Origin of the sequence: Paucibacter aquatile (genome assembly GCF_002885975.1) — a bacterium.
GTDB classification, from domain to species: Bacteria; Pseudomonadota; Gammaproteobacteria; order Burkholderiales; family Burkholderiaceae_C; genus Paucibacter_A; species Paucibacter_A aquatilis.
Genome location: NZ_POSP01000003.1, coordinates 1 through 16,652, shown reverse-complemented (window position 1 = coordinate 16,652; position 16,652 = coordinate 1). Strand labels below are relative to the sequence as shown.

Genomic DNA, 16,652 nt, shown 5'->3' with positions numbered 1-16,652 from the left:
TCAGGTGTATTGGTCCAAGGTCACCGGTGGTACTTGCAACACGGTACTTCCTTCATCCTTTGAATATTACGCTGTTCCGTGCTCTATCGATTCATCTCCTTTTCACCTATCCCTAGAGGATGGGGCCTCGATTGCGGGTGCCGTCGCCGCAGTCTGGGTGAGTGCTTGGTGTCTTAAAGCTTTGGCCCGCGCTCTCAACACTGACGGCACACCTGAAAGGGAAATTTCATGAACAAGATGTTCGCTCGCGTTGTCGCAAACAAGAAGGCTCGCGCTGGCCTGGTTGCCGTTGGCTCGCTGGTTGGCTCCACCGCTTCCCATGCTGCGATCGACACCACCGCGGCTGTTGCCACCATCACCGAGGCCGGCGCTGCCGTGCTCGTCATCGGCTTGGCCGTGTTCGGAGTGGTGGTGGCGACCAAGGTTTTCAAGTGGATGGCTCGCGCCGCTTGATCTTCCGGGGCTTCGGCCCCTTTTTTAATGGTTTGCGTGCCAGGTCATTAATAAGGGGGGGTGTGAGATGGGCATATATGTAATTCTGGCTTTACTGGGTGGCCTGTGGATACTTTTAAACGATTGATTGTTTTATTCGGCCTGGTGCTTATGTGCGGCCAGGTCGCGGCATTTGGTCGGTCTATTCCCCAGGTCCAAGCTGGTTGGCAATGCGGCTCTGGTGCTGGTGCCAGTCCTTATGCTGCTTGTTCTCCAGCTTGGCAGGCTGAAACAAAGGGCAAAACGATTATTACGCCTTTGCAGTGTGGTTCTGGCGAGGGAACTAGCGGCGTTGCCAATTGCAGCGGCTCATATATGGAACCTGGGTATGGTTCTTATTCTTGGGTTCGCCAGGCTAAGCAGCAAAATGTTTCTATGTGCCCTGCGAATTCCACCGAGCTGCCTAATAAGCTCTGTGAATGCAATCAAGGTTTCAAGCCTTCGGGCGACGGCTTGAGCTGCAATCCATATTCGTGCCCTGTAAAGGGCTCGTATTCCGCTGTTACGCAGCCTGATCGCAAAATAGAAAACCCCGGCGAGCAATGCATGGATGGCTGCGGCGTTAATCCGGCATCTGTTAAGGCCGCTCCTGATGGTTCTCTCTATATGTCCTGGCCGTACAAATACACCGGCCAGGCCTGCGGCGGCAAAGTTGGCGGCGATGGTGCCAATACTGGCGAAACCACTTCTGAGGCTCCTAAGCAATGTCCCGCCGGTCAATGTCCCGGGACTATTAACGGTACTCAGGTCTGTGTGCCTTGTGCTTCTACTTCTATTCCTGGCGCTTCGACTTCTGCTTCTGGTGCTGCTGCTGGCAATACTACGCCTGGCGGCCCTAATTTGCCTGATGGGGGAACTGCCACCACAAACACAGTATGTAATCAATCAACTTGCACGACTACTACCACGGTCACTGATAAAAATGGGACTGTTGTGGGTACTGCCAGTCAGGAAAAACCGAAAGAAAATTTCTGTCAAGAAAACCCCGGGTTACAGATTTGTAAAGAGGGCCGGTGGGGTGGTAATTGTGGCGGCGGCTATACGTGTGACGGTGACGCTGTTCAGTGCGCCATGGCTCGCGAAATTCATCAACGCAATTGCCAGTTATACGACACGCCTAACGCGCTTTCAGAGGTTGGTGACGCTGCGATGAACAGCCAGGCCCAGCCAGATGGGCATCCCCTCAAGGGTTTGGAGTCGCAATCGTTCGGCAGCTTGTTCCGGCCTCAAGAGGGTGCGGCGTCTTGCCTGGCTGATAAGACAGTATCTGTCGCGGGTAAATCGGCTGTGATTCCTTTTTCTAAGCTGTGCGATCCGCTGCGCTGGATGGGGCACATGGCGTTTGCCTTTTCGCTGCTCCATGCTGGTTTCTTCGTATTTAGAAAGTTCTGATCATGCCTTTGCCTCTCGGTGTACCCCTGCTTATTGGTTCTATCATCGGCGGCATTACTGCTGCTGTCGGTACTCTCGTTGGTCGGGTATTGGTAAGTCTCGGCGTTGGTTTTGTTGCTTATCAGGGCGTCAATTTGACAGCTGAATGGATACGCGATCAGGCCTCGCAAAAGTTCGCGGCGCTGCCAGGCGATGTATATACGGTCATTCAGTTATTGCAGGTGCCCGCTGTCATCAATGTCTATTTCAGCGCCTGGATGGCTTCACTTGTCGTGAGTGGTTTGCAGAGTGGGACCATCGTTAAATCAATCCAGCGCTCGCCAGGTGGTTAAATGATTGAGCTACAGACGGGCTTGCCTGGTGCATGCAAGAGCCTTTACACAATCGACCGGCTGGAGGTTTTGCGCCAGCAAACGCAGCGGCCTATTTTCTATGTCCAGCGCGATCAGGGCGACGATTCCGCCCCGGGTATCGTTGAGCTGACATTGCCGTGGACGCCTATTAAGGTTGAGGAATGGCCCAGCTGCCCGCCTGGCAGTATTGTCGTCATCGATGAATGCCAGAAAGTGCCAGGCTTTCGGCCTCGGCCTACCAGCCAGGCCGCCCCAGTTTGGGCTGAGCCTGCGATGGAAACCCACCGGGGCAAGGGCATTGACCTGGTACTTATTTGCCAGCACCCTAGCCAATTGCATGTTGGTATTCGTCGCCTGGTCGGTCGCCATCTGCACGCTGTTCGCAAATTCGGTATGCAGGTATCGACGGTGCATGAATGGGGCGCAGTGAAAGATAACTGCGATAAAACCCGCACCGATTCGATCAAGCATCTATACAAATTCAATAAAAAGGCTTACGCCTACTACAAAAGCGCCGAGGCCCACACCCATAAGCGGAAAATCCCTTTCAAGGTTTGGGTATTGATTGCCCTTCTTATTGGTTCTCCCATTCTTGGCGTTGTAGGTTTGCGGATTGGCATGGGTTTAGGTAAAGCCGATGCATCTGGCCAAGCTGGTGTTTTTGCGCCTGGTGCAGCATCTGCGCCTATTGCCACTGTGGGCGGCCAGGCCCAGCAGGCGAGGGCATCCACGCCCGTCGAATACGCGCAGGCCTATCAGCCGCGCATTGAGGGCTTGCCTCATACGGCCCCGGCCTACGATGAGGTAACCAAGCCGACACAGGCCCCATACCCTGCGGCATGCATCGCCAGCAAAAAGCGCTGCGGCTGCTGGTCGCAGCAGGGCACGAAATTGGACACGCCGGAGAGCCTTTGTCGCTCCATCGCTGATGGCGGGTTTTTCATCGCGTGGGCTGGTGTCTCGGTGCCCGCGCATGCCGTCGCTGAGCCTGCCAAACAGCCAGCAGAGCCACCGGCTACGGTCAAGCAATAGCGGGGGCTGGGGCGTGCCCCAGTGAGCCCGTAGGGCGTTGCTTGGGTCTGTCCAGCAGAAAGGCCTGAGGCGTAGCCATTGCGGGCAATGGCCTAGCCGAGGGCCGTTCTGTCGTTCGCGGGGTGTGTTCGTCCAAGTGGCGCAGTCGTGTTCCGCGTCATCAATGCAATCTGCTCCCGCAGTTGCCTGACTTCTCGCCATAGCGCCTCGTTGGTCTGAATGGCCATTTGTGTTCGGGTGGCCATCTCGCAATCCCAAACGCTGTGGCCTTCGCGCGACAGCCACCACAAAGCCAGGCGGGCTATCCGTGGTGCTTTCTCGGTTCTCCAGCGGTCGGCGGTGCGTCGGGATACGCCTAGTTTTTTGGCGATTTCATGTGCTGATGGGTTGCCAATGTCGGCCAGTAGATCGGCCATTGAACCGGGGTCTTTGGGCAGTCGATTAAGCATGATTGCCTATCGGCTGCGGCCGCAAAATTCCTGAGGCAATAAGTCGCAGCTTTGTCAAGCCTCGGCGCAGCCAAAGGCGACAATGTGTAGTCTGTCCGGTCAATGGGAATTGACCGTTATCACCGATGCCTGCTGCGTTTGCGGGGCTTGGAGTCGTGGACAAATTGACCACGAAAAAAAGGGCAAAGATGCTGCTTAGACCATGCTTGAAAGGGTTCCTGCGTGGCATGTTTGCCAGCTCTTGCAGTTCCCAAAGCTCAGCGGCCTCCATCTGAACGAGCGTTGCGAGCGCTTCTAGCTTTGCCTTTGGCAGCGGCTTTTTCCCTTGCTTCGCCAGGCTGATCCAGCCGGATGCAATGTCTAGCTCTCGTGCGAGTGCGTTTTGCCCTCCGCACTTTTCAGCGGCGTTGTCAATCACCCGTCCGAATGTTTCCACTTTTATCTCCGGCTGGTTAACCTCCGGTCGCTTACCTTTTTTTGGTAAGCGCTTCCCGGTTTTGGAAAGTAGCAGGTTAGCACGGGGGCATGGCGTCACTTTTCTCCGAAAGCGCTGCCAGCAGCTCGCCCTCGTCGGGAATGTTCTTGAAGCGCAAAACCTTGATTCCGGCTTTTGTTAGCAGCTGATCGCGTCTCTGGTCTAGGTGTTCTCGTCCTCTGTGGCTTTCGTCATCGAGTTCGATAACAGCGGCGACTTCGAAGGCTTTCGAGCAGATCACGAAGTCAGCGACTTTTCTGTCAAACGTCGCTCTGGTTGGTCTGTCTCGAGTGTCCAGCAGTGCAGAAAACGAAACCTGCGCTAACACAACCCGATCAGGTAATGCGTTTTTCAAGCGGAAGTACATCCCTTGTTCTCGTTTCGTAAGGGGTGTTCGTTTCCATAGCTTGCCTGTTGCTCTCGGTCGGCGCCGTGCTTTGACCAATAGAAAAACGGTCAGTACCACGGCAAGGGGCCATAGCACCTCCGCGATCTGGTGAAGCGTCATCTTCATTTTTCGTACTTATTGGAGCCAACCATGATTCAAATCACCATCGCTCAGACCACCGTCAAGGAGTTCAAGGGCAACAGCAAGACGACCGGCAAGCCGTATCACTTGCGCATGCAAACAGGCTATGCGCATACCGTCGACAAGGATGGTAACAAGCCGCCGTACCCCGAGAAATTTGACCTGATGCTGGACGGCGAACAGCAGCCGTACAGCCCCGGTGATTACCAGCTGCACCCGTCGAGCCTGTACGTGGACCGTGATGGCCGTCTTGCGGTGTCGGCGCGGTTGGCTCCCGTTGCCCGCAAGCCTGCCACGGCCTGACGGGTGCACCCATGGACGGCATGGAAACCGCGATTCACGCGGCACAGCTCGCCCTGCTGCGTATGTCGATGGCTGCGGCCTTGCGCTCTGCCATGGCTGATGACGATCAGATTTTGAGCATTACCGTTGCGGCTCGGCCAGGGCAGGGCGGCGATGTAGACATTGACGTTGAGCTGTGCGGCCAGGCTGGCTTTCCTGTCGGGGGTTACTCGCTGTGAGTCACTCCGCCCACGTGCAAGCCTACGCCGTCGCTAGTTCCTTGGAGCTGGCGGCGGTGCGCGTCCATGAGCTGGACATGATGGGGCGCGGTTTGGATCGCGGTGCCGCTCAAGTAATCGCACAGTCACGCAGCGAGCAAATGCGGCATTGGGCACAGGCCCGCCAGGGCCTCGACGGCGCGAAAGCGCCGGGGCTTGTCTCAGTTCCAACAAGTCCCGAAAGGGCGTCTGAAGAGGCTGTATCGGCCCGCGTAGCGGCAGAGCGCGACGAACTGGCCGACACCCTGGAGTGTTTTGCCATCGACAAAGCGAAGCGACGTTTAGCGCTCTTGCGTCGGTCGGTGGGCTTTGCGGCTCGTTGCCATGCGATCACCGAGAAGGGCCACCGCTCGGATGTGCCGTGGATGGTCACGCTCACCTATGCCCCTGGTCAGCTCTGGTCCTCGCGTCATGTCTCTGACGCGCTACGGGCTATGTATCACTGGTGCAAACGTAAGGGAATCCCGTTTCGTTACGTTTGGATCGCTGAAATCCAAGACGGCAAGCGCCGGGCCGATGGCAAGGGCCGCGACTGCATCCACTACCACATTGTTGTGTGGTTGCCGGTTGGCGTGCGGTGCCCTCATTTCGACCGGCGCGGGTGGTGGCCGTATGGCATGAGTCGCAGCGATGCGCCTCAGAAGGTGGGTAACGCGGTGGGCTATCTGCTGCATTACCTGAAGAAAGACAAGAACTTGGCAGCAATGCCGAAAGGGGCGCGAGCTTATGGCGTCGGTGGCTTGGATCACGCTTCTAGGCGTGCTCGTCGTTGGCTTGGTCTGCCTGCGTTTGTGCAGGCGAATTCTGACATCAGCGACCAATGGCGCAGAGCGGAGGGCGGCGGCTGGATTAGCCCAAGCGGTCGCCACTATGCCTCCGAGTTTCGGCGCGTCGTGCTTGCGGGCGTTGAGGCATTGCAGCGCGTCTGCACCCATACAAGGGCCATTGCAGCCTCTGGCCCGTTCTGTTGGCTTTCGCGGGGGGGTGTGAGCCATGCCTAATGGCTATCAGCAGGGGGCTGTGTGTTTTCCCACGGTCAAGGACGCAGCGCAGGCGTATGTGAACACTTTGCCGCCTGTATCTGCCGTCACTCAGACTAACTGCCCGTTTATGGGGACTTACCTTGTGTCTGGCACTGCTGATCGTGCCTGGGTTCAGGTGTATTGGTCCAAGGTCACCGGTGGTACTTGCAACACGGTACTTCCTTCATCCTTTGAATATTACGCTGTTCCGTGCTCTATCGATTCATCTCCTTTTCACCTATCCCTAGAGGATGGGGCCTCGATTGCGGGTGCCGTCGCCGCAGTCTGGGTGAGTGCTTGGTGTCTTAAAGCTTTGGCCCGCGCTCTCAACACTGACGGCACACCTGAAAGGGAAATTTCATGAACAAGATGTTCGCTCGCGTTGTCGCAAACAAGAAGGCTCGCGCTGGCCTGGTTGCCGTTGGCTCGCTGGTTGGCTCCACCGCTTCCCATGCTGCGATCGACACCACCGCGGCTGTTGCCACCATCACCGAGGCCGGCGCTGCCGTGCTCGTCATCGGCTTGGCCGTGTTCGGAGTGGTGGTGGCGACCAAGGTTTTCAAGTGGATGGCTCGCGCCGCTTGATCTTCCGGGGCTTCGGCCCCTTTTTTAATGGTTTGCGTGCCAGGTCATTAATAAGGGGGGGTGTGAGATGGGCATATATGTAATTCTGGCTTTACTGGGTGGCCTGTGGATACTTTTAAACGATTGATTGTTTTATTCGGCCTGGTGCTTATGTGCGGCCAGGTCGCGGCATTTGGTCGGTCTATTCCCCAGGTCCAAGCTGGTTGGCAATGCGGCTCTGGTGCTGGTGCCAGTCCTTATGCTGCTTGTTCTCCAGCTTGGCAGGCTGAAACAAAGGGCAAAACGATTATTACGCCTTTGCAGTGTGGTTCTGGCGAGGGAACTAGCGGCGTTGCCAATTGCAGCGGCTCATATATGGAACCTGGGTATGGTTCTTATTCTTGGGTTCGCCAGGCTAAGCAGCAAAATGTTTCTATGTGCCCTGCGAATTCCACCGAGCTGCCTAATAAGCTCTGTGAATGCAATCAAGGTTTCAAGCCTTCGGGCGACGGCTTGAGCTGCAATCCATATTCGTGCCCTGTAAAGGGCTCGTATTCCGCTGTTACGCAGCCTGATCGCAAAATAGAAAACCCCGGCGAGCAATGCATGGATGGCTGCGGCGTTAATCCGGCATCTGTTAAGGCCGCTCCTGATGGTTCTCTCTATATGTCCTGGCCGTACAAATACACCGGCCAGGCCTGCGGCGGCAAAGTTGGCGGCGATGGTGCCAATACTGGCGAAACCACTTCTGAGGCTCCTAAGCAATGTCCCGCCGGTCAATGTCCCGGGACTATTAACGGTACTCAGGTCTGTGTGCCTTGTGCTTCTACTTCTATTCCTGGCGCTTCGACTTCTGCTTCTGGTGCTGCTGCTGGCAATACTACGCCTGGCGGCCCTAATTTGCCTGATGGGGGAACTGCCACCACAAACACAGTATGTAATCAATCAACTTGCACGACTACTACCACGGTCACTGATAAAAATGGGACTGTTGTGGGTACTGCCAGTCAGGAAAAACCGAAAGAAAATTTCTGTCAAGAAAACCCCGGGTTACAGATTTGTAAAGAGGGCCGGTGGGGTGGTAATTGTGGCGGCGGCTATACGTGTGACGGTGACGCTGTTCAGTGCGCCATGGCTCGCGAAATTCATCAACGCAATTGCCAGTTATACGACACGCCTAACGCGCTTTCAGAGGTTGGTGACGCTGCGATGAACAGCCAGGCCCAGCCAGATGGGCATCCCCTCAAGGGTTTGGAGTCGCAATCGTTCGGCAGCTTGTTCCGGCCTCAAGAGGGTGCGGCGTCTTGCCTGGCTGATAAGACAGTATCTGTCGCGGGTAAATCGGCTGTGATTCCTTTTTCTAAGCTGTGCGATCCGCTGCGCTGGATGGGGCACATGGCGTTTGCCTTTTCGCTGCTCCATGCTGGTTTCTTCGTATTTAGAAAGTTCTGATCATGCCTTTGCCTCTCGGTGTACCCCTGCTTATTGGTTCTATCATCGGCGGCATTACTGCTGCTGTCGGTACTCTCGTTGGTCGGGTATTGGTAAGTCTCGGCGTTGGTTTTGTTGCTTATCAGGGCGTCAATTTGACAGCTGAATGGATACGCGATCAGGCCTCGCAAAAGTTCGCGGCGCTGCCAGGCGATGTATATACGGTCATTCAGTTATTGCAGGTGCCCGCTGTCATCAATGTCTATTTCAGCGCCTGGATGGCTTCACTTGTCGTGAGTGGTTTGCAGAGTGGGACCATCGTTAAATCAATCCAGCGCTCGCCAGGTGGTTAAATGATTGAGCTACAGACGGGCTTGCCTGGTGCATGCAAGAGCCTTTACACAATCGACCGGCTGGAGGTTTTGCGCCAGCAAACGCAGCGGCCTATTTTCTATGTCCAGCGCGATCAGGGCGACGATTCCGCCCCGGGTATCGTTGAGCTGACATTGCCGTGGACGCCTATTAAGGTTGAGGAATGGCCCAGCTGCCCGCCTGGCAGTATTGTCGTCATCGATGAATGCCAGAAAGTGCCAGGCTTTCGGCCTCGGCCTACCAGCCAGGCCGCCCCAGTTTGGGCTGAGCCTGCGATGGAAACCCACCGGGGCAAGGGCATTGACCTGGTACTTATTTGCCAGCACCCTAGCCAATTGCATGTTGGTATTCGTCGCCTGGTCGGTCGCCATCTGCACGCTGTTCGCAAATTCGGTATGCAGGTATCGACGGTGCATGAATGGGGCGCAGTGAAAGATAACTGCGATAAAACCCGCACCGATTCGATCAAGCATCTATACAAATTCAATAAAAAGGCTTACGCCTACTACAAAAGCGCCGAGGCCCACACCCATAAGCGGAAAATCCCTTTCAAGGTTTGGGTATTGATTGCCCTTCTTATTGGTTCTCCCATTCTTGGCGTTGTAGGTTTGCGGATTGGCATGGGTTTAGGTAAAGCCGATGCATCTGGCCAAGCTGGTGTTTTTGCGCCTGGTGCAGCATCTGCGCCTATTGCCACTGTGGGCGGCCAGGCCCAGCAGGCGAGGGCATCCACGCCCGTCGAATACGCGCAGGCCTATCAGCCGCGCATTGAGGGCTTGCCTCATACGGCCCCGGCCTACGATGAGGTAACCAAGCCGACACAGGCCCCATACCCTGCGGCATGCATCGCCAGCAAAAAGCGCTGCGGCTGCTGGTCGCAGCAGGGCACGAAATTGGACACGCCGGAGAGCCTTTGTCGCTCCATCGCTGATGGCGGGTTTTTCATCGCGTGGGCTGGTGTCTCGGTGCCCGCGCATGCCGTCGCTGAGCCTGCCAAACAGCCAGCAGAGCCACCGGCTACGGTCAAGCAATAGCGGGGGCTGGGGCGTGCCCCAGTGAGCCCGTAGGGCGTTGCTTGGGTCTGTCCAGCAGAAAGGCCTGAGGCGTAGCCATTGCGGGCAATGGCCTAGCCGAGGGCCGTTCTGTCGTTCGCGGGGTGTGTTCGTCCAAGTGGCGCAGTCGTGTTCCGCGTCATCAATGCAATCTGCTCCCGCAGTTGCCTGACTTCTCGCCATAGCGCCTCGTTGGTCTGAATGGCCATTTGTGTTCGGGTGGCCATCTCGCAATCCCAAACGCTGTGGCCTTCGCGCGACAGCCACCACAAAGCCAGGCGGGCTATCCGTGGTGCTTTCTCGGTTCTCCAGCGGTCGGCGGTGCGTCGGGATACGCCTAGTTTTTTGGCGATTTCATGTGCTGATGGGTTGCCAATGTCGGCCAGTAGATCGGCCATTGAACCGGGGTCTTTGGGCAGTCGATTAAGCATGATTGCCTATCGGCTGCGGCCGCAAAATTCCTGAGGCAATAAGTCGCAGCTTTGTCAAGCCTCGGCGCAGCCAAAGGCGACAATGTGTAGTCTGTCCGGTCAATGGGAATTGACCGTTATCACCGATGCCTGCTGCGTTTGCGGGGCTTGGAGTCGTGGACAAATTGACCACGAAAAAAAGGGCAAAGATGCTGCTTAGACCATGCTTGAAAGGGTTCCTGCGTGGCATGTTTGCCAGCTCTTGCAGTTCCCAAAGCTCAGCGGCCTCCATCTGAACGAGCGTTGCGAGCGCTTCTAGCTTTGCCTTTGGCAGCGGCTTTTTCCCTTGCTTCGCCAGGCTGATCCAGCCGGATGCAATGTCTAGCTCTCGTGCGAGTGCGTTTTGCCCTCCGCACTTTTCAGCGGCGTTGTCAATCACCCGTCCGAATGTTTCCACTTTTATCTCCGGCTGGTTAACCTCCGGTCGCTTACCTTTTTTTGGTAAGCGCTTCCCGGTTTTGGAAAGTAGCAGGTTAGCACGGGGGCATGGCGTCACTTTTCTCCGAAAGCGCTGCCAGCAGCTCGCCCTCGTCGGGAATGTTCTTGAAGCGCAAAACCTTGATTCCGGCTTTTGTTAGCAGCTGATCGCGTCTCTGGTCTAGGTGTTCTCGTCCTCTGTGGCTTTCGTCATCGAGTTCGATAACAGCGGCGACTTCGAAGGCTTTCGAGCAGATCACGAAGTCAGCGACTTTTCTGTCAAACGTCGCTCTGGTTGGTCTGTCTCGAGTGTCCAGCAGTGCAGAAAACGAAACCTGCGCTAACACAACCCGATCAGGTAATGCGTTTTTCAAGCGGAAGTACATCCCTTGTTCTCGTTTCGTAAGGGGTGTTCGTTTCCATAGCTTGCCTGTTGCTCTCGGTCGGCGCCGTGCTTTGACCAATAGAAAAACGGTCAGTACCACGGCAAGGGGCCATAGCACCTCCGCGATCTGGTGAAGCGTCATCTTCATTTTTCGTACTTATTGGAGCCAACCATGATTCAAATCACCATCGCTCAGACCACCGTCAAGGAGTTCAAGGGCAACAGCAAGACGACCGGCAAGCCGTATCACTTGCGCATGCAAACAGGCTATGCGCATACCGTCGACAAGGATGGTAACAAGCCGCCGTACCCCGAGAAATTTGACCTGATGCTGGACGGCGAACAGCAGCCGTACAGCCCCGGTGATTACCAGCTGCACCCGTCGAGCCTGTACGTGGACCGTGATGGCCGTCTTGCGGTGTCGGCGCGGTTGGCTCCCGTTGCCCGCAAGCCTGCCACGGCCTGACGGGTGCACCCATGGACGGCATGGAAACCGCGATTCACGCGGCACAGCTCGCCCTGCTGCGTATGTCGATGGCTGCGGCCTTGCGCTCTGCCATGGCTGATGACGATCAGATTTTGAGCATTACCGTTGCGGCTCGGCCAGGGCAGGGCGGCGATGTAGACATTGACGTTGAGCTGTGCGGCCAGGCTGGCTTTCCTGTCGGGGGTTACTCGCTGTGAGTCACTCCGCCCACGTGCAAGCCTACGCCGTCGCTAGTTCCTTGGAGCTGGCGGCGGTGCGCGTCCATGAGCTGGACATGATGGGGCGCGGTTTGGATCGCGGTGCCGCTCAAGTAATCGCACAGTCACGCAGCGAGCAAATGCGGCATTGGGCACAGGCCCGCCAGGGCCTCGACGGCGCGAAAGCGCCGGGGCTTGTCTCAGTTCCAACAAGTCCCGAAAGGGCGTCTGAAGAGGCTGTATCGGCCCGCGTAGCGGCAGAGCGCGACGAACTGGCCGACACCCTGGAGTGTTTTGCCATCGACAAAGCGAAGCGACGTTTAGCGCTCTTGCGTCGGTCGGTGGGCTTTGCGGCTCGTTGCCATGCGATCACCGAGAAGGGCCACCGCTCGGATGTGCCGTGGATGGTCACGCTCACCTATGCCCCTGGTCAGCTCTGGTCCTCGCGTCATGTCTCTGACGCGCTACGGGCTATGTATCACTGGTGCAAACGTAAGGGAATCCCGTTTCGTTACGTTTGGATCGCTGAAATCCAAGACGGCAAGCGCCGGGCCGATGGCAAGGGCCGCGACTGCATCCACTACCACATTGTTGTGTGGTTGCCGGTTGGCGTGCGGTGCCCTCATTTCGACCGGCGCGGGTGGTGGCCGTATGGCATGAGTCGCAGCGATGCGCCTCAGAAGGTGGGTAACGCGGTGGGCTATCTGCTGCATTACCTGAAGAAAGACAAGAACTTGGCAGCAATGCCGAAAGGGGCGCGAGCTTATGGCGTCGGTGGCTTGGATCACGCTTCTAGGCGTGCTCGTCGTTGGCTTGGTCTGCCTGCGTTTGTGCAGGCGAATTCTGACATCAGCGACCAATGGCGCAGAGCGGAGGGCGGCGGCTGGATTAGCCCAAGCGGTCGCCACTATGCCTCCGAGTTTCGGCGCGTCGTGCTTGCGGGCGTTGAGGCATTGCAGCGCGTCTGCACCCATACAAGGGCCATTGCAGCCTCTGGCCCGTTCTGTTGGCTTTCGCGGGGGGGTGTGAGCCATGCCTAATGGCTATCAGCAGGGGGCTGTGTGTTTTCCCACGGTCAAGGACGCAGCGCAGGCGTATGTGAACACTTTGCCGCCTGTATCTGCCGTCACTCAGACTAACTGCCCGTTTATGGGGACTTACCTTGTGTCTGGCACTGCTGATCGTGCCTGGGTTCAGGTGTATTGGTCCAAGGTCACCGGTGGTACTTGCAACACGGACCCTTATCCGATAAGGTCCGTGTTGCAAGTACCACCGGTGACCTTGGACCAATACACCTGAACCCAGGCACGATCAGCAGTGCCAGACACAAGGTAAGTCCCCATAAACGGGCAGTTAGTCTGAGTGACGGCAGATACAGGCGGCAAAGTGTTCACATACGCCTGCGCTGCGTCCTTGACCGTGGGAAAACACACAGCCCCCTGCTGATAGCCATTAGGCATGGCTCACACCCCCCCGCGAAAGCCAACAGAACGGGCCAGAGGCTGCAATGGCCCTTGTATGGGTGCAGACGCGCTGCAATGCCTCAACGCCCGCAAGCACGACGCGCCGAAACTCGGAGGCATAGTGGCGACCGCTTGGGCTAATCCAGCCGCCGCCCTCCGCTCTGCGCCATTGGTCGCTGATGTCAGAATTCGCCTGCACAAACGCAGGCAGACCAAGCCAACGACGAGCACGCCTAGAAGCGTGATCCAAGCCACCGACGCCATAAGCTCGCGCCCCTTTCGGCATTGCTGCCAAGTTCTTGTCTTTCTTCAGGTAATGCAGCAGATAGCCCACCGCGTTACCCACCTTCTGAGGCGCATCGCTGCGACTCATGCCATACGGCCACCACCCGCGCCGGTCGAAATGAGGGCACCGCACGCCAACCGGCAACCACACAACAATGTGGTAGTGGATGCAGTCGCGGCCCTTGCCATCGGCCCGGCGCTTGCCGTCTTGGATTTCAGCGATCCAAACGTAACGAAACGGGATTCCCTTACGTTTGCACCAGTGATACATAGCCCGTAGCGCGTCAGAGACATGACGCGAGGACCAGAGCTGACCAGGGGCATAGGTGAGCGTGACCATCCACGGCACATCCGAGCGGTGGCCCTTCTCGGTGATCGCATGGCAACGAGCCGCAAAGCCCACCGACCGACGCAAGAGCGCTAAACGTCGCTTCGCTTTGTCGATGGCAAAACACTCCAGGGTGTCGGCCAGTTCGTCGCGCTCTGCCGCTACGCGGGCCGATACAGCCTCTTCAGACGCCCTTTCGGGACTTGTTGGAACTGAGACAAGCCCCGGCGCTTTCGCGCCGTCGAGGCCCTGGCGGGCCTGTGCCCAATGCCGCATTTGCTCGCTGCGTGACTGTGCGATTACTTGAGCGGCACCGCGATCCAAACCGCGCCCCATCATGTCCAGCTCATGGACGCGCACCGCCGCCAGCTCCAAGGAACTAGCGACGGCGTAGGCTTGCACGTGGGCGGAGTGACTCACAGCGAGTAACCCCCGACAGGAAAGCCAGCCTGGCCGCACAGCTCAACGTCAATGTCTACATCGCCGCCCTGCCCTGGCCGAGCCGCAACGGTAATGCTCAAAATCTGATCGTCATCAGCCATGGCAGAGCGCAAGGCCGCAGCCATCGACATACGCAGCAGGGCGAGCTGTGCCGCGTGAATCGCGGTTTCCATGCCGTCCATGGGTGCACCCGTCAGGCCGTGGCAGGCTTGCGGGCAACGGGAGCCAACCGCGCCGACACCGCAAGACGGCCATCACGGTCCACGTACAGGCTCGACGGGTGCAGCTGGTAATCACCGGGGCTGTACGGCTGCTGTTCGCCGTCCAGCATCAGGTCAAATTTCTCGGGGTACGGCGGCTTGTTACCATCCTTGTCGACGGTATGCGCATAGCCTGTTTGCATGCGCAAGTGATACGGCTTGCCGGTCGTCTTGCTGTTGCCCTTGAACTCCTTGACGGTGGTCTGAGCGATGGTGATTTGAATCATGGTTGGCTCCAATAAGTACGAAAAATGAAGATGACGCTTCACCAGATCGCGGAGGTGCTATGGCCCCTTGCCGTGGTACTGACCGTTTTTCTATTGGTCAAAGCACGGCGCCGACCGAGAGCAACAGGCAAGCTATGGAAACGAACACCCCTTACGAAACGAGAACAAGGGATGTACTTCCGCTTGAAAAACGCATTACCTGATCGGGTTGTGTTAGCGCAGGTTTCGTTTTCTGCACTGCTGGACACTCGAGACAGACCAACCAGAGCGACGTTTGACAGAAAAGTCGCTGACTTCGTGATCTGCTCGAAAGCCTTCGAAGTCGCCGCTGTTATCGAACTCGATGACGAAAGCCACAGAGGACGAGAACACCTAGACCAGAGACGCGATCAGCTGCTAACAAAAGCCGGAATCAAGGTTTTGCGCTTCAAGAACATTCCCGACGAGGGCGAGCTGCTGGCAGCGCTTTCGGAGAAAAGTGACGCCATGCCCCCGTGCTAACCTGCTACTTTCCAAAACCGGGAAGCGCTTACCAAAAAAGGTAAGCGACCGGAGGTTAACCAGCCGGAGATAAAAGTGGAAACATTCGGACGGGTGATTGACAACGCCGCTGAAAAGTGCGGAGGGCAAAACGCACTCGCACGAGAGCTAGACATTGCATCCGGCTGGATCAGCCTGGCGAAGCAAGGGAAAAAGCCGCTGCCAAAGGCAAAGCTAGAAGCGCTCGCAACGCTCGTTCAGATGGAGGCCGCTGAGCTTTGGGAACTGCAAGAGCTGGCAAACATGCCACGCAGGAACCCTTTCAAGCATGGTCTAAGCAGCATCTTTGCCCTTTTTTTCGTGGTCAATTTGTCCACGACTCCAAGCCCCGCAAACGCAGCAGGCATCGGTGATAACGGTCAATTCCCATTGACCGGACAGACTACACATTGTCGCCTTTGGCTGCGCCGAGGCTTGACAAAGCTGCGACTTATTGCCTCAGGAATTTTGCGGCCGCAGCCGATAGGCAATCATGCTTAATCGACTGCCCAAGACCCCGGTTCAATGGCCGATCTACTGGCCGACATTGGAACCATCAGCACATGAAATCGCCAAAAAACTAGGCGTATCCCGACGCACCGCCGACCGCTGGAGAAGAGAAAGCACCACGGATAGCCCGCCTGGCTTTGTGGTGGCTGTCGCGCGAAGGCCACAGCGTTTGGGATTGCGAGATGGCCACCGAACACCAATGGCCATTCAGACCAACGAGGCCTATGGCGAGAGTCAGGCAACTGCGGGAGCAGATTGCATTGATGACGCGGAACACGACTGCGCCACTTGGACGAACACACCCCGCGAACGACAGAACGGCCCTCGGCTAGGCCATTGCCCGCAATGGCTACGCCTCAGGCCTTTCTGCTGGACAGACCCAAGCAACGCCCTACGGGCTCACTGGGGCACGCCCCAGCCCCGCTATTGCTTGACCGTAGCCGGTGGCTCTGCTGGCTGTTTGGCAGGCTCAGCGACGGCATGCGCGGGCACCGAGACACCAGCCCACGCGATGAAAAACCCGCCATCAGCGATGGAGCGACAAAGGCTCTCCGGCGTGTCCAATTTCGTGCCCTGCTGCGACCAGCAGCCGCAGCGCTTTTGCTGGCGATGCATGCCGCAGGGTATGGGGCCTGTGTCGGCTTGGTTACCTCATCGTAGGCCGGGGCCGTATGAGGCAAGCCCTCAATGCGCGGCTGATAGGCCTGCGCGTATTCGACGGGCGTGGATGCCCTCGCCTGCTGGGCCTGGCCGCCCACAGTGGCAATAGGCGCAGATGCTGCACCAGGCGCAAAAACACCAGCTTGGCCAGATGCATCGGCTTTACCTAAACCCATGCCAATCCGCAAACCTACAACGCCAAGAATGGGAGAACCAATAAGAAGGGCAATCAATACCCAAACCTTGAAAGGGATTTTCCGCTTATGGGTGTGGGCCTCGG

General features: G+C 57.3%; 25 protein-coding genes. 16 read left to right on the top strand and 9 right to left on the bottom strand.

What is annotated here, in order from left to right:
• The first annotated feature begins 228 nt into the window (after window positions 1-228).
• The 4 genes from C1O66_RS03585 to C1O66_RS03570 all read left to right on the top strand — a co-directional run bounded on the left by C1O66_RS03585 (window position 229) and on the right by C1O66_RS03570 (window position 3,269).
• A complete protein-coding gene (locus C1O66_RS03585; RefSeq protein WP_102766639.1) occupies window positions 229-453 on the top strand; it encodes a major capsid protein in 225 nt (74 codons plus the stop codon).
• 105 nt (window positions 454-558) lie between these two features.
• A complete protein-coding gene (locus C1O66_RS23555) occupies window positions 559-1,884 on the top strand; it encodes a virulence factor TspB C-terminal domain-related protein (protein WP_133155089.1) in 1,326 nt (441 codons plus the stop codon).
• A gap of 2 nt (window positions 1,885-1,886) precedes the next feature.
• Window positions 1,887-2,216, top strand: coding sequence for a DUF2523 domain-containing protein (locus tag C1O66_RS03575; RefSeq protein ID WP_207795895.1), 330 nt, complete (start codon window positions 1,887-1,889; stop codon window positions 2,214-2,216).
• The gene (locus tag C1O66_RS03570) at window positions 2,217-3,269 is read left to right on the top strand and encodes a zonular occludens toxin domain-containing protein (RefSeq protein ID WP_102766637.1); all 1,053 of its coding nucleotides are present in this window, start codon (window positions 2,217-2,219) and stop codon (window positions 3,267-3,269) included. It begins immediately after the preceding gene.
• A gap of 92 nt (window positions 3,270-3,361) precedes the next feature.
• On the opposite strand, the gene C1O66_RS23415 is transcribed toward C1O66_RS03570, so the two are convergent.
• From C1O66_RS23415 to C1O66_RS03565, 3 genes are all read right to left on the bottom strand, one after another.
• The gene (locus C1O66_RS23415) at window positions 3,362-3,685 is read right to left on the bottom strand and encodes a helix-turn-helix domain-containing protein (protein ID WP_165794455.1); all 324 of its coding nucleotides are present in this window, start codon (window positions 3,683-3,685) and stop codon (window positions 3,362-3,364) included.
• 25 nt (window positions 3,686-3,710) lie between these two features.
• Complete coding sequence (locus C1O66_RS23550; protein WP_165794454.1) at window positions 3,711-4,154, bottom strand: helix-turn-helix domain-containing protein; 444 nt, start codon at window positions 4,152-4,154, stop codon at window positions 3,711-3,713.
• Window positions 4,155-4,230: 76 nt separating this feature from the next.
• Window positions 4,231-4,707: a DUF2726 domain-containing protein gene (locus tag C1O66_RS03565; protein ID WP_243392696.1), complete on the bottom strand. Its 477-nt coding sequence runs from the start codon at window positions 4,705-4,707 to the stop codon at window positions 4,231-4,233.
• Between the two features lie 24 nt (window positions 4,708-4,731).
• Between C1O66_RS03565 and C1O66_RS03560 the strand changes: the two genes are divergently transcribed.
• From C1O66_RS03560 to C1O66_RS03530, 7 genes are all read left to right on the top strand, one after another.
• On the top strand, window positions 4,732-5,025 hold the full coding sequence (locus C1O66_RS03560) for a single-stranded DNA-binding protein (protein WP_102766634.1): 294 nt from the start codon (window positions 4,732-4,734) through the stop codon (window positions 5,023-5,025).
• Window positions 5,026-5,036: 11 nt separating this feature from the next.
• The gene (locus C1O66_RS03555) at window positions 5,037-5,243 is read left to right on the top strand and encodes a hypothetical protein (protein ID WP_102766635.1); all 207 of its coding nucleotides are present in this window, start codon (window positions 5,037-5,039) and stop codon (window positions 5,241-5,243) included.
• 14 nt (window positions 5,244-5,257) lie between these two features.
• Complete coding sequence (locus C1O66_RS03550; protein WP_133155088.1) at window positions 5,258-6,283, top strand: rolling circle replication-associated protein; 1,026 nt, start codon at window positions 5,258-5,260, stop codon at window positions 6,281-6,283.
• Window positions 6,284-6,664: 381 nt separating this feature from the next.
• Window positions 6,665-6,889: a major capsid protein gene (locus tag C1O66_RS03545; protein WP_102766639.1), complete on the top strand. Its 225-nt coding sequence runs from the start codon at window positions 6,665-6,667 to the stop codon at window positions 6,887-6,889.
• A gap of 105 nt (window positions 6,890-6,994) precedes the next feature.
• Window positions 6,995-8,320 carry a virulence factor TspB C-terminal domain-related protein gene (locus C1O66_RS23545; RefSeq protein WP_133155089.1) on the top strand — a complete coding sequence of 442 codons (1,326 nt, stop codon included), beginning with the start codon at window positions 6,995-6,997 and terminating at the stop codon, window positions 8,318-8,320.
• Window positions 8,321-8,322: 2 nt separating this feature from the next.
• Window positions 8,323-8,652, top strand: coding sequence for a DUF2523 domain-containing protein (locus C1O66_RS03535; protein ID WP_207795895.1), 330 nt, complete (start codon window positions 8,323-8,325; stop codon window positions 8,650-8,652).
• Window positions 8,653-9,705 (top strand): zonular occludens toxin domain-containing protein, encoded by a 1,053-nt coding sequence (locus C1O66_RS03530; protein ID WP_102766637.1) that lies wholly within the window; start codon window positions 8,653-8,655, stop codon window positions 9,703-9,705.
• 92 nt (window positions 9,706-9,797) lie between these two features.
• On the opposite strand, the gene C1O66_RS23410 is transcribed toward C1O66_RS03530, so the two are convergent.
• From C1O66_RS23410 to C1O66_RS03525, 3 genes are all read right to left on the bottom strand, one after another.
• Complete coding sequence (locus tag C1O66_RS23410; RefSeq protein ID WP_165794455.1) at window positions 9,798-10,121, bottom strand: helix-turn-helix domain-containing protein; 324 nt, start codon at window positions 10,119-10,121, stop codon at window positions 9,798-9,800.
• Between the two features lie 25 nt (window positions 10,122-10,146).
• On the bottom strand, window positions 10,147-10,590 hold the full coding sequence (locus C1O66_RS23540) for a helix-turn-helix domain-containing protein (RefSeq protein WP_165794454.1): 444 nt from the start codon (window positions 10,588-10,590) through the stop codon (window positions 10,147-10,149).
• A gap of 76 nt (window positions 10,591-10,666) precedes the next feature.
• Window positions 10,667-11,143, bottom strand: a complete 477-nt coding sequence (locus C1O66_RS03525; RefSeq protein WP_243392696.1) for a DUF2726 domain-containing protein — start codon at window positions 11,141-11,143, stop codon at window positions 10,667-10,669.
• A gap of 24 nt (window positions 11,144-11,167) precedes the next feature.
• Between C1O66_RS03525 and C1O66_RS03520 the strand changes: the two genes are divergently transcribed.
• The 3 genes from C1O66_RS03520 to C1O66_RS03510 are packed head-to-tail and all read left to right on the top strand — an operon-like array spanning window position 11,168 to window position 12,719.
• A complete protein-coding gene (locus tag C1O66_RS03520) occupies window positions 11,168-11,461 on the top strand; it encodes a single-stranded DNA-binding protein (protein ID WP_102766634.1) in 294 nt (97 codons plus the stop codon).
• Window positions 11,462-11,472: 11 nt separating this feature from the next.
• The gene (locus C1O66_RS03515; RefSeq protein ID WP_102766635.1) at window positions 11,473-11,679 is read left to right on the top strand and encodes a hypothetical protein; all 207 of its coding nucleotides are present in this window, start codon (window positions 11,473-11,475) and stop codon (window positions 11,677-11,679) included.
• Window positions 11,680-11,693: 14 nt separating this feature from the next.
• The gene (locus C1O66_RS03510) at window positions 11,694-12,719 is read left to right on the top strand and encodes a rolling circle replication-associated protein (RefSeq protein WP_133155088.1); all 1,026 of its coding nucleotides are present in this window, start codon (window positions 11,694-11,696) and stop codon (window positions 12,717-12,719) included.
• Window positions 12,720-13,131: 412 nt separating this feature from the next.
• Here C1O66_RS03510 and C1O66_RS03505 read toward each other — a convergent pair whose 3' ends face one another.
• The 3 genes from C1O66_RS03505 to C1O66_RS03495 are packed head-to-tail and all read right to left on the bottom strand — an operon-like array spanning window position 13,132 to window position 14,683.
• Window positions 13,132-14,157 carry a rolling circle replication-associated protein gene (locus tag C1O66_RS03505; protein WP_133155088.1) on the bottom strand — a complete coding sequence of 342 codons (1,026 nt, stop codon included), beginning with the start codon at window positions 14,155-14,157 and terminating at the stop codon, window positions 13,132-13,134.
• Window positions 14,158-14,171: 14 nt separating this feature from the next.
• On the bottom strand, window positions 14,172-14,378 hold the full coding sequence (locus C1O66_RS03500) for a hypothetical protein (RefSeq protein WP_102766635.1): 207 nt from the start codon (window positions 14,376-14,378) through the stop codon (window positions 14,172-14,174).
• Between the two features lie 11 nt (window positions 14,379-14,389).
• A complete protein-coding gene (locus C1O66_RS03495; protein WP_102766634.1) occupies window positions 14,390-14,683 on the bottom strand; it encodes a single-stranded DNA-binding protein in 294 nt (97 codons plus the stop codon).
• Between the two features lie 24 nt (window positions 14,684-14,707).
• On the opposite strand from C1O66_RS03495, the gene C1O66_RS03490 reads away from it, so the two are divergent.
• Both C1O66_RS03490 and C1O66_RS23535 read left to right on the top strand, forming a co-directional pair.
• Window positions 14,708-15,184, top strand: a complete 477-nt coding sequence (locus C1O66_RS03490) for a DUF2726 domain-containing protein (protein ID WP_243392696.1) — start codon at window positions 14,708-14,710, stop codon at window positions 15,182-15,184.
• Between the two features lie 75 nt (window positions 15,185-15,259).
• A complete protein-coding gene (locus tag C1O66_RS23535) occupies window positions 15,260-15,703 on the top strand; it encodes a helix-turn-helix domain-containing protein (protein ID WP_165794454.1) in 444 nt (147 codons plus the stop codon).
• The last annotated feature ends 949 nt before the right edge of the window (window positions 15,704-16,652 follow it).

What these genes read in the sequence shown, in the direction of transcription:
- C1O66_RS03585 (WP_102766639.1), top strand. Translation starts at nt 229, where the DNA reads ATGAACAAGATGTTCGCTCGCGTTGTCGCAAACAAGAAGGCTCGCGCT.
- C1O66_RS03575 (WP_207795895.1), top strand. Translation starts at nt 1,887, where the DNA reads ATGCCTTTGCCTCTCGGTGTACCCCTGCTTATTGGTTCTATCATCGGC.
- C1O66_RS03570 (WP_102766637.1), top strand. Translation starts at nt 2,217, where the DNA reads ATGATTGAGCTACAGACGGGCTTGCCTGGTGCATGCAAGAGCCTTTAC.
- C1O66_RS23415 (WP_165794455.1), bottom strand. Translation starts at nt 3,685, where the DNA reads ATGGCCGATCTACTGGCCGACATTGGCAACCCATCAGCACATGAAATC.
- C1O66_RS03565 (WP_243392696.1), bottom strand. Translation starts at nt 4,707, where the DNA reads ATGAAGATGACGCTTCACCAGATCGCGGAGGTGCTATGGCCCCTTGCC.
- C1O66_RS03560 (WP_102766634.1), top strand. Translation starts at nt 4,732, where the DNA reads ATGATTCAAATCACCATCGCTCAGACCACCGTCAAGGAGTTCAAGGGC.
- C1O66_RS03555 (WP_102766635.1), top strand. Translation starts at nt 5,037, where the DNA reads ATGGACGGCATGGAAACCGCGATTCACGCGGCACAGCTCGCCCTGCTG.
- C1O66_RS03545 (WP_102766639.1), top strand. Translation starts at nt 6,665, where the DNA reads ATGAACAAGATGTTCGCTCGCGTTGTCGCAAACAAGAAGGCTCGCGCT.
- C1O66_RS03535 (WP_207795895.1), top strand. Translation starts at nt 8,323, where the DNA reads ATGCCTTTGCCTCTCGGTGTACCCCTGCTTATTGGTTCTATCATCGGC.
- C1O66_RS03530 (WP_102766637.1), top strand. Translation starts at nt 8,653, where the DNA reads ATGATTGAGCTACAGACGGGCTTGCCTGGTGCATGCAAGAGCCTTTAC.
- C1O66_RS23410 (WP_165794455.1), bottom strand. Translation starts at nt 10,121, where the DNA reads ATGGCCGATCTACTGGCCGACATTGGCAACCCATCAGCACATGAAATC.
- C1O66_RS03525 (WP_243392696.1), bottom strand. Translation starts at nt 11,143, where the DNA reads ATGAAGATGACGCTTCACCAGATCGCGGAGGTGCTATGGCCCCTTGCC.
- C1O66_RS03520 (WP_102766634.1), top strand. Translation starts at nt 11,168, where the DNA reads ATGATTCAAATCACCATCGCTCAGACCACCGTCAAGGAGTTCAAGGGC.
- C1O66_RS03515 (WP_102766635.1), top strand. Translation starts at nt 11,473, where the DNA reads ATGGACGGCATGGAAACCGCGATTCACGCGGCACAGCTCGCCCTGCTG.
- C1O66_RS03500 (WP_102766635.1), bottom strand. Translation starts at nt 14,378, where the DNA reads ATGGACGGCATGGAAACCGCGATTCACGCGGCACAGCTCGCCCTGCTG.
- C1O66_RS03495 (WP_102766634.1), bottom strand. Translation starts at nt 14,683, where the DNA reads ATGATTCAAATCACCATCGCTCAGACCACCGTCAAGGAGTTCAAGGGC.
- C1O66_RS03490 (WP_243392696.1), top strand. Translation starts at nt 14,708, where the DNA reads ATGAAGATGACGCTTCACCAGATCGCGGAGGTGCTATGGCCCCTTGCC.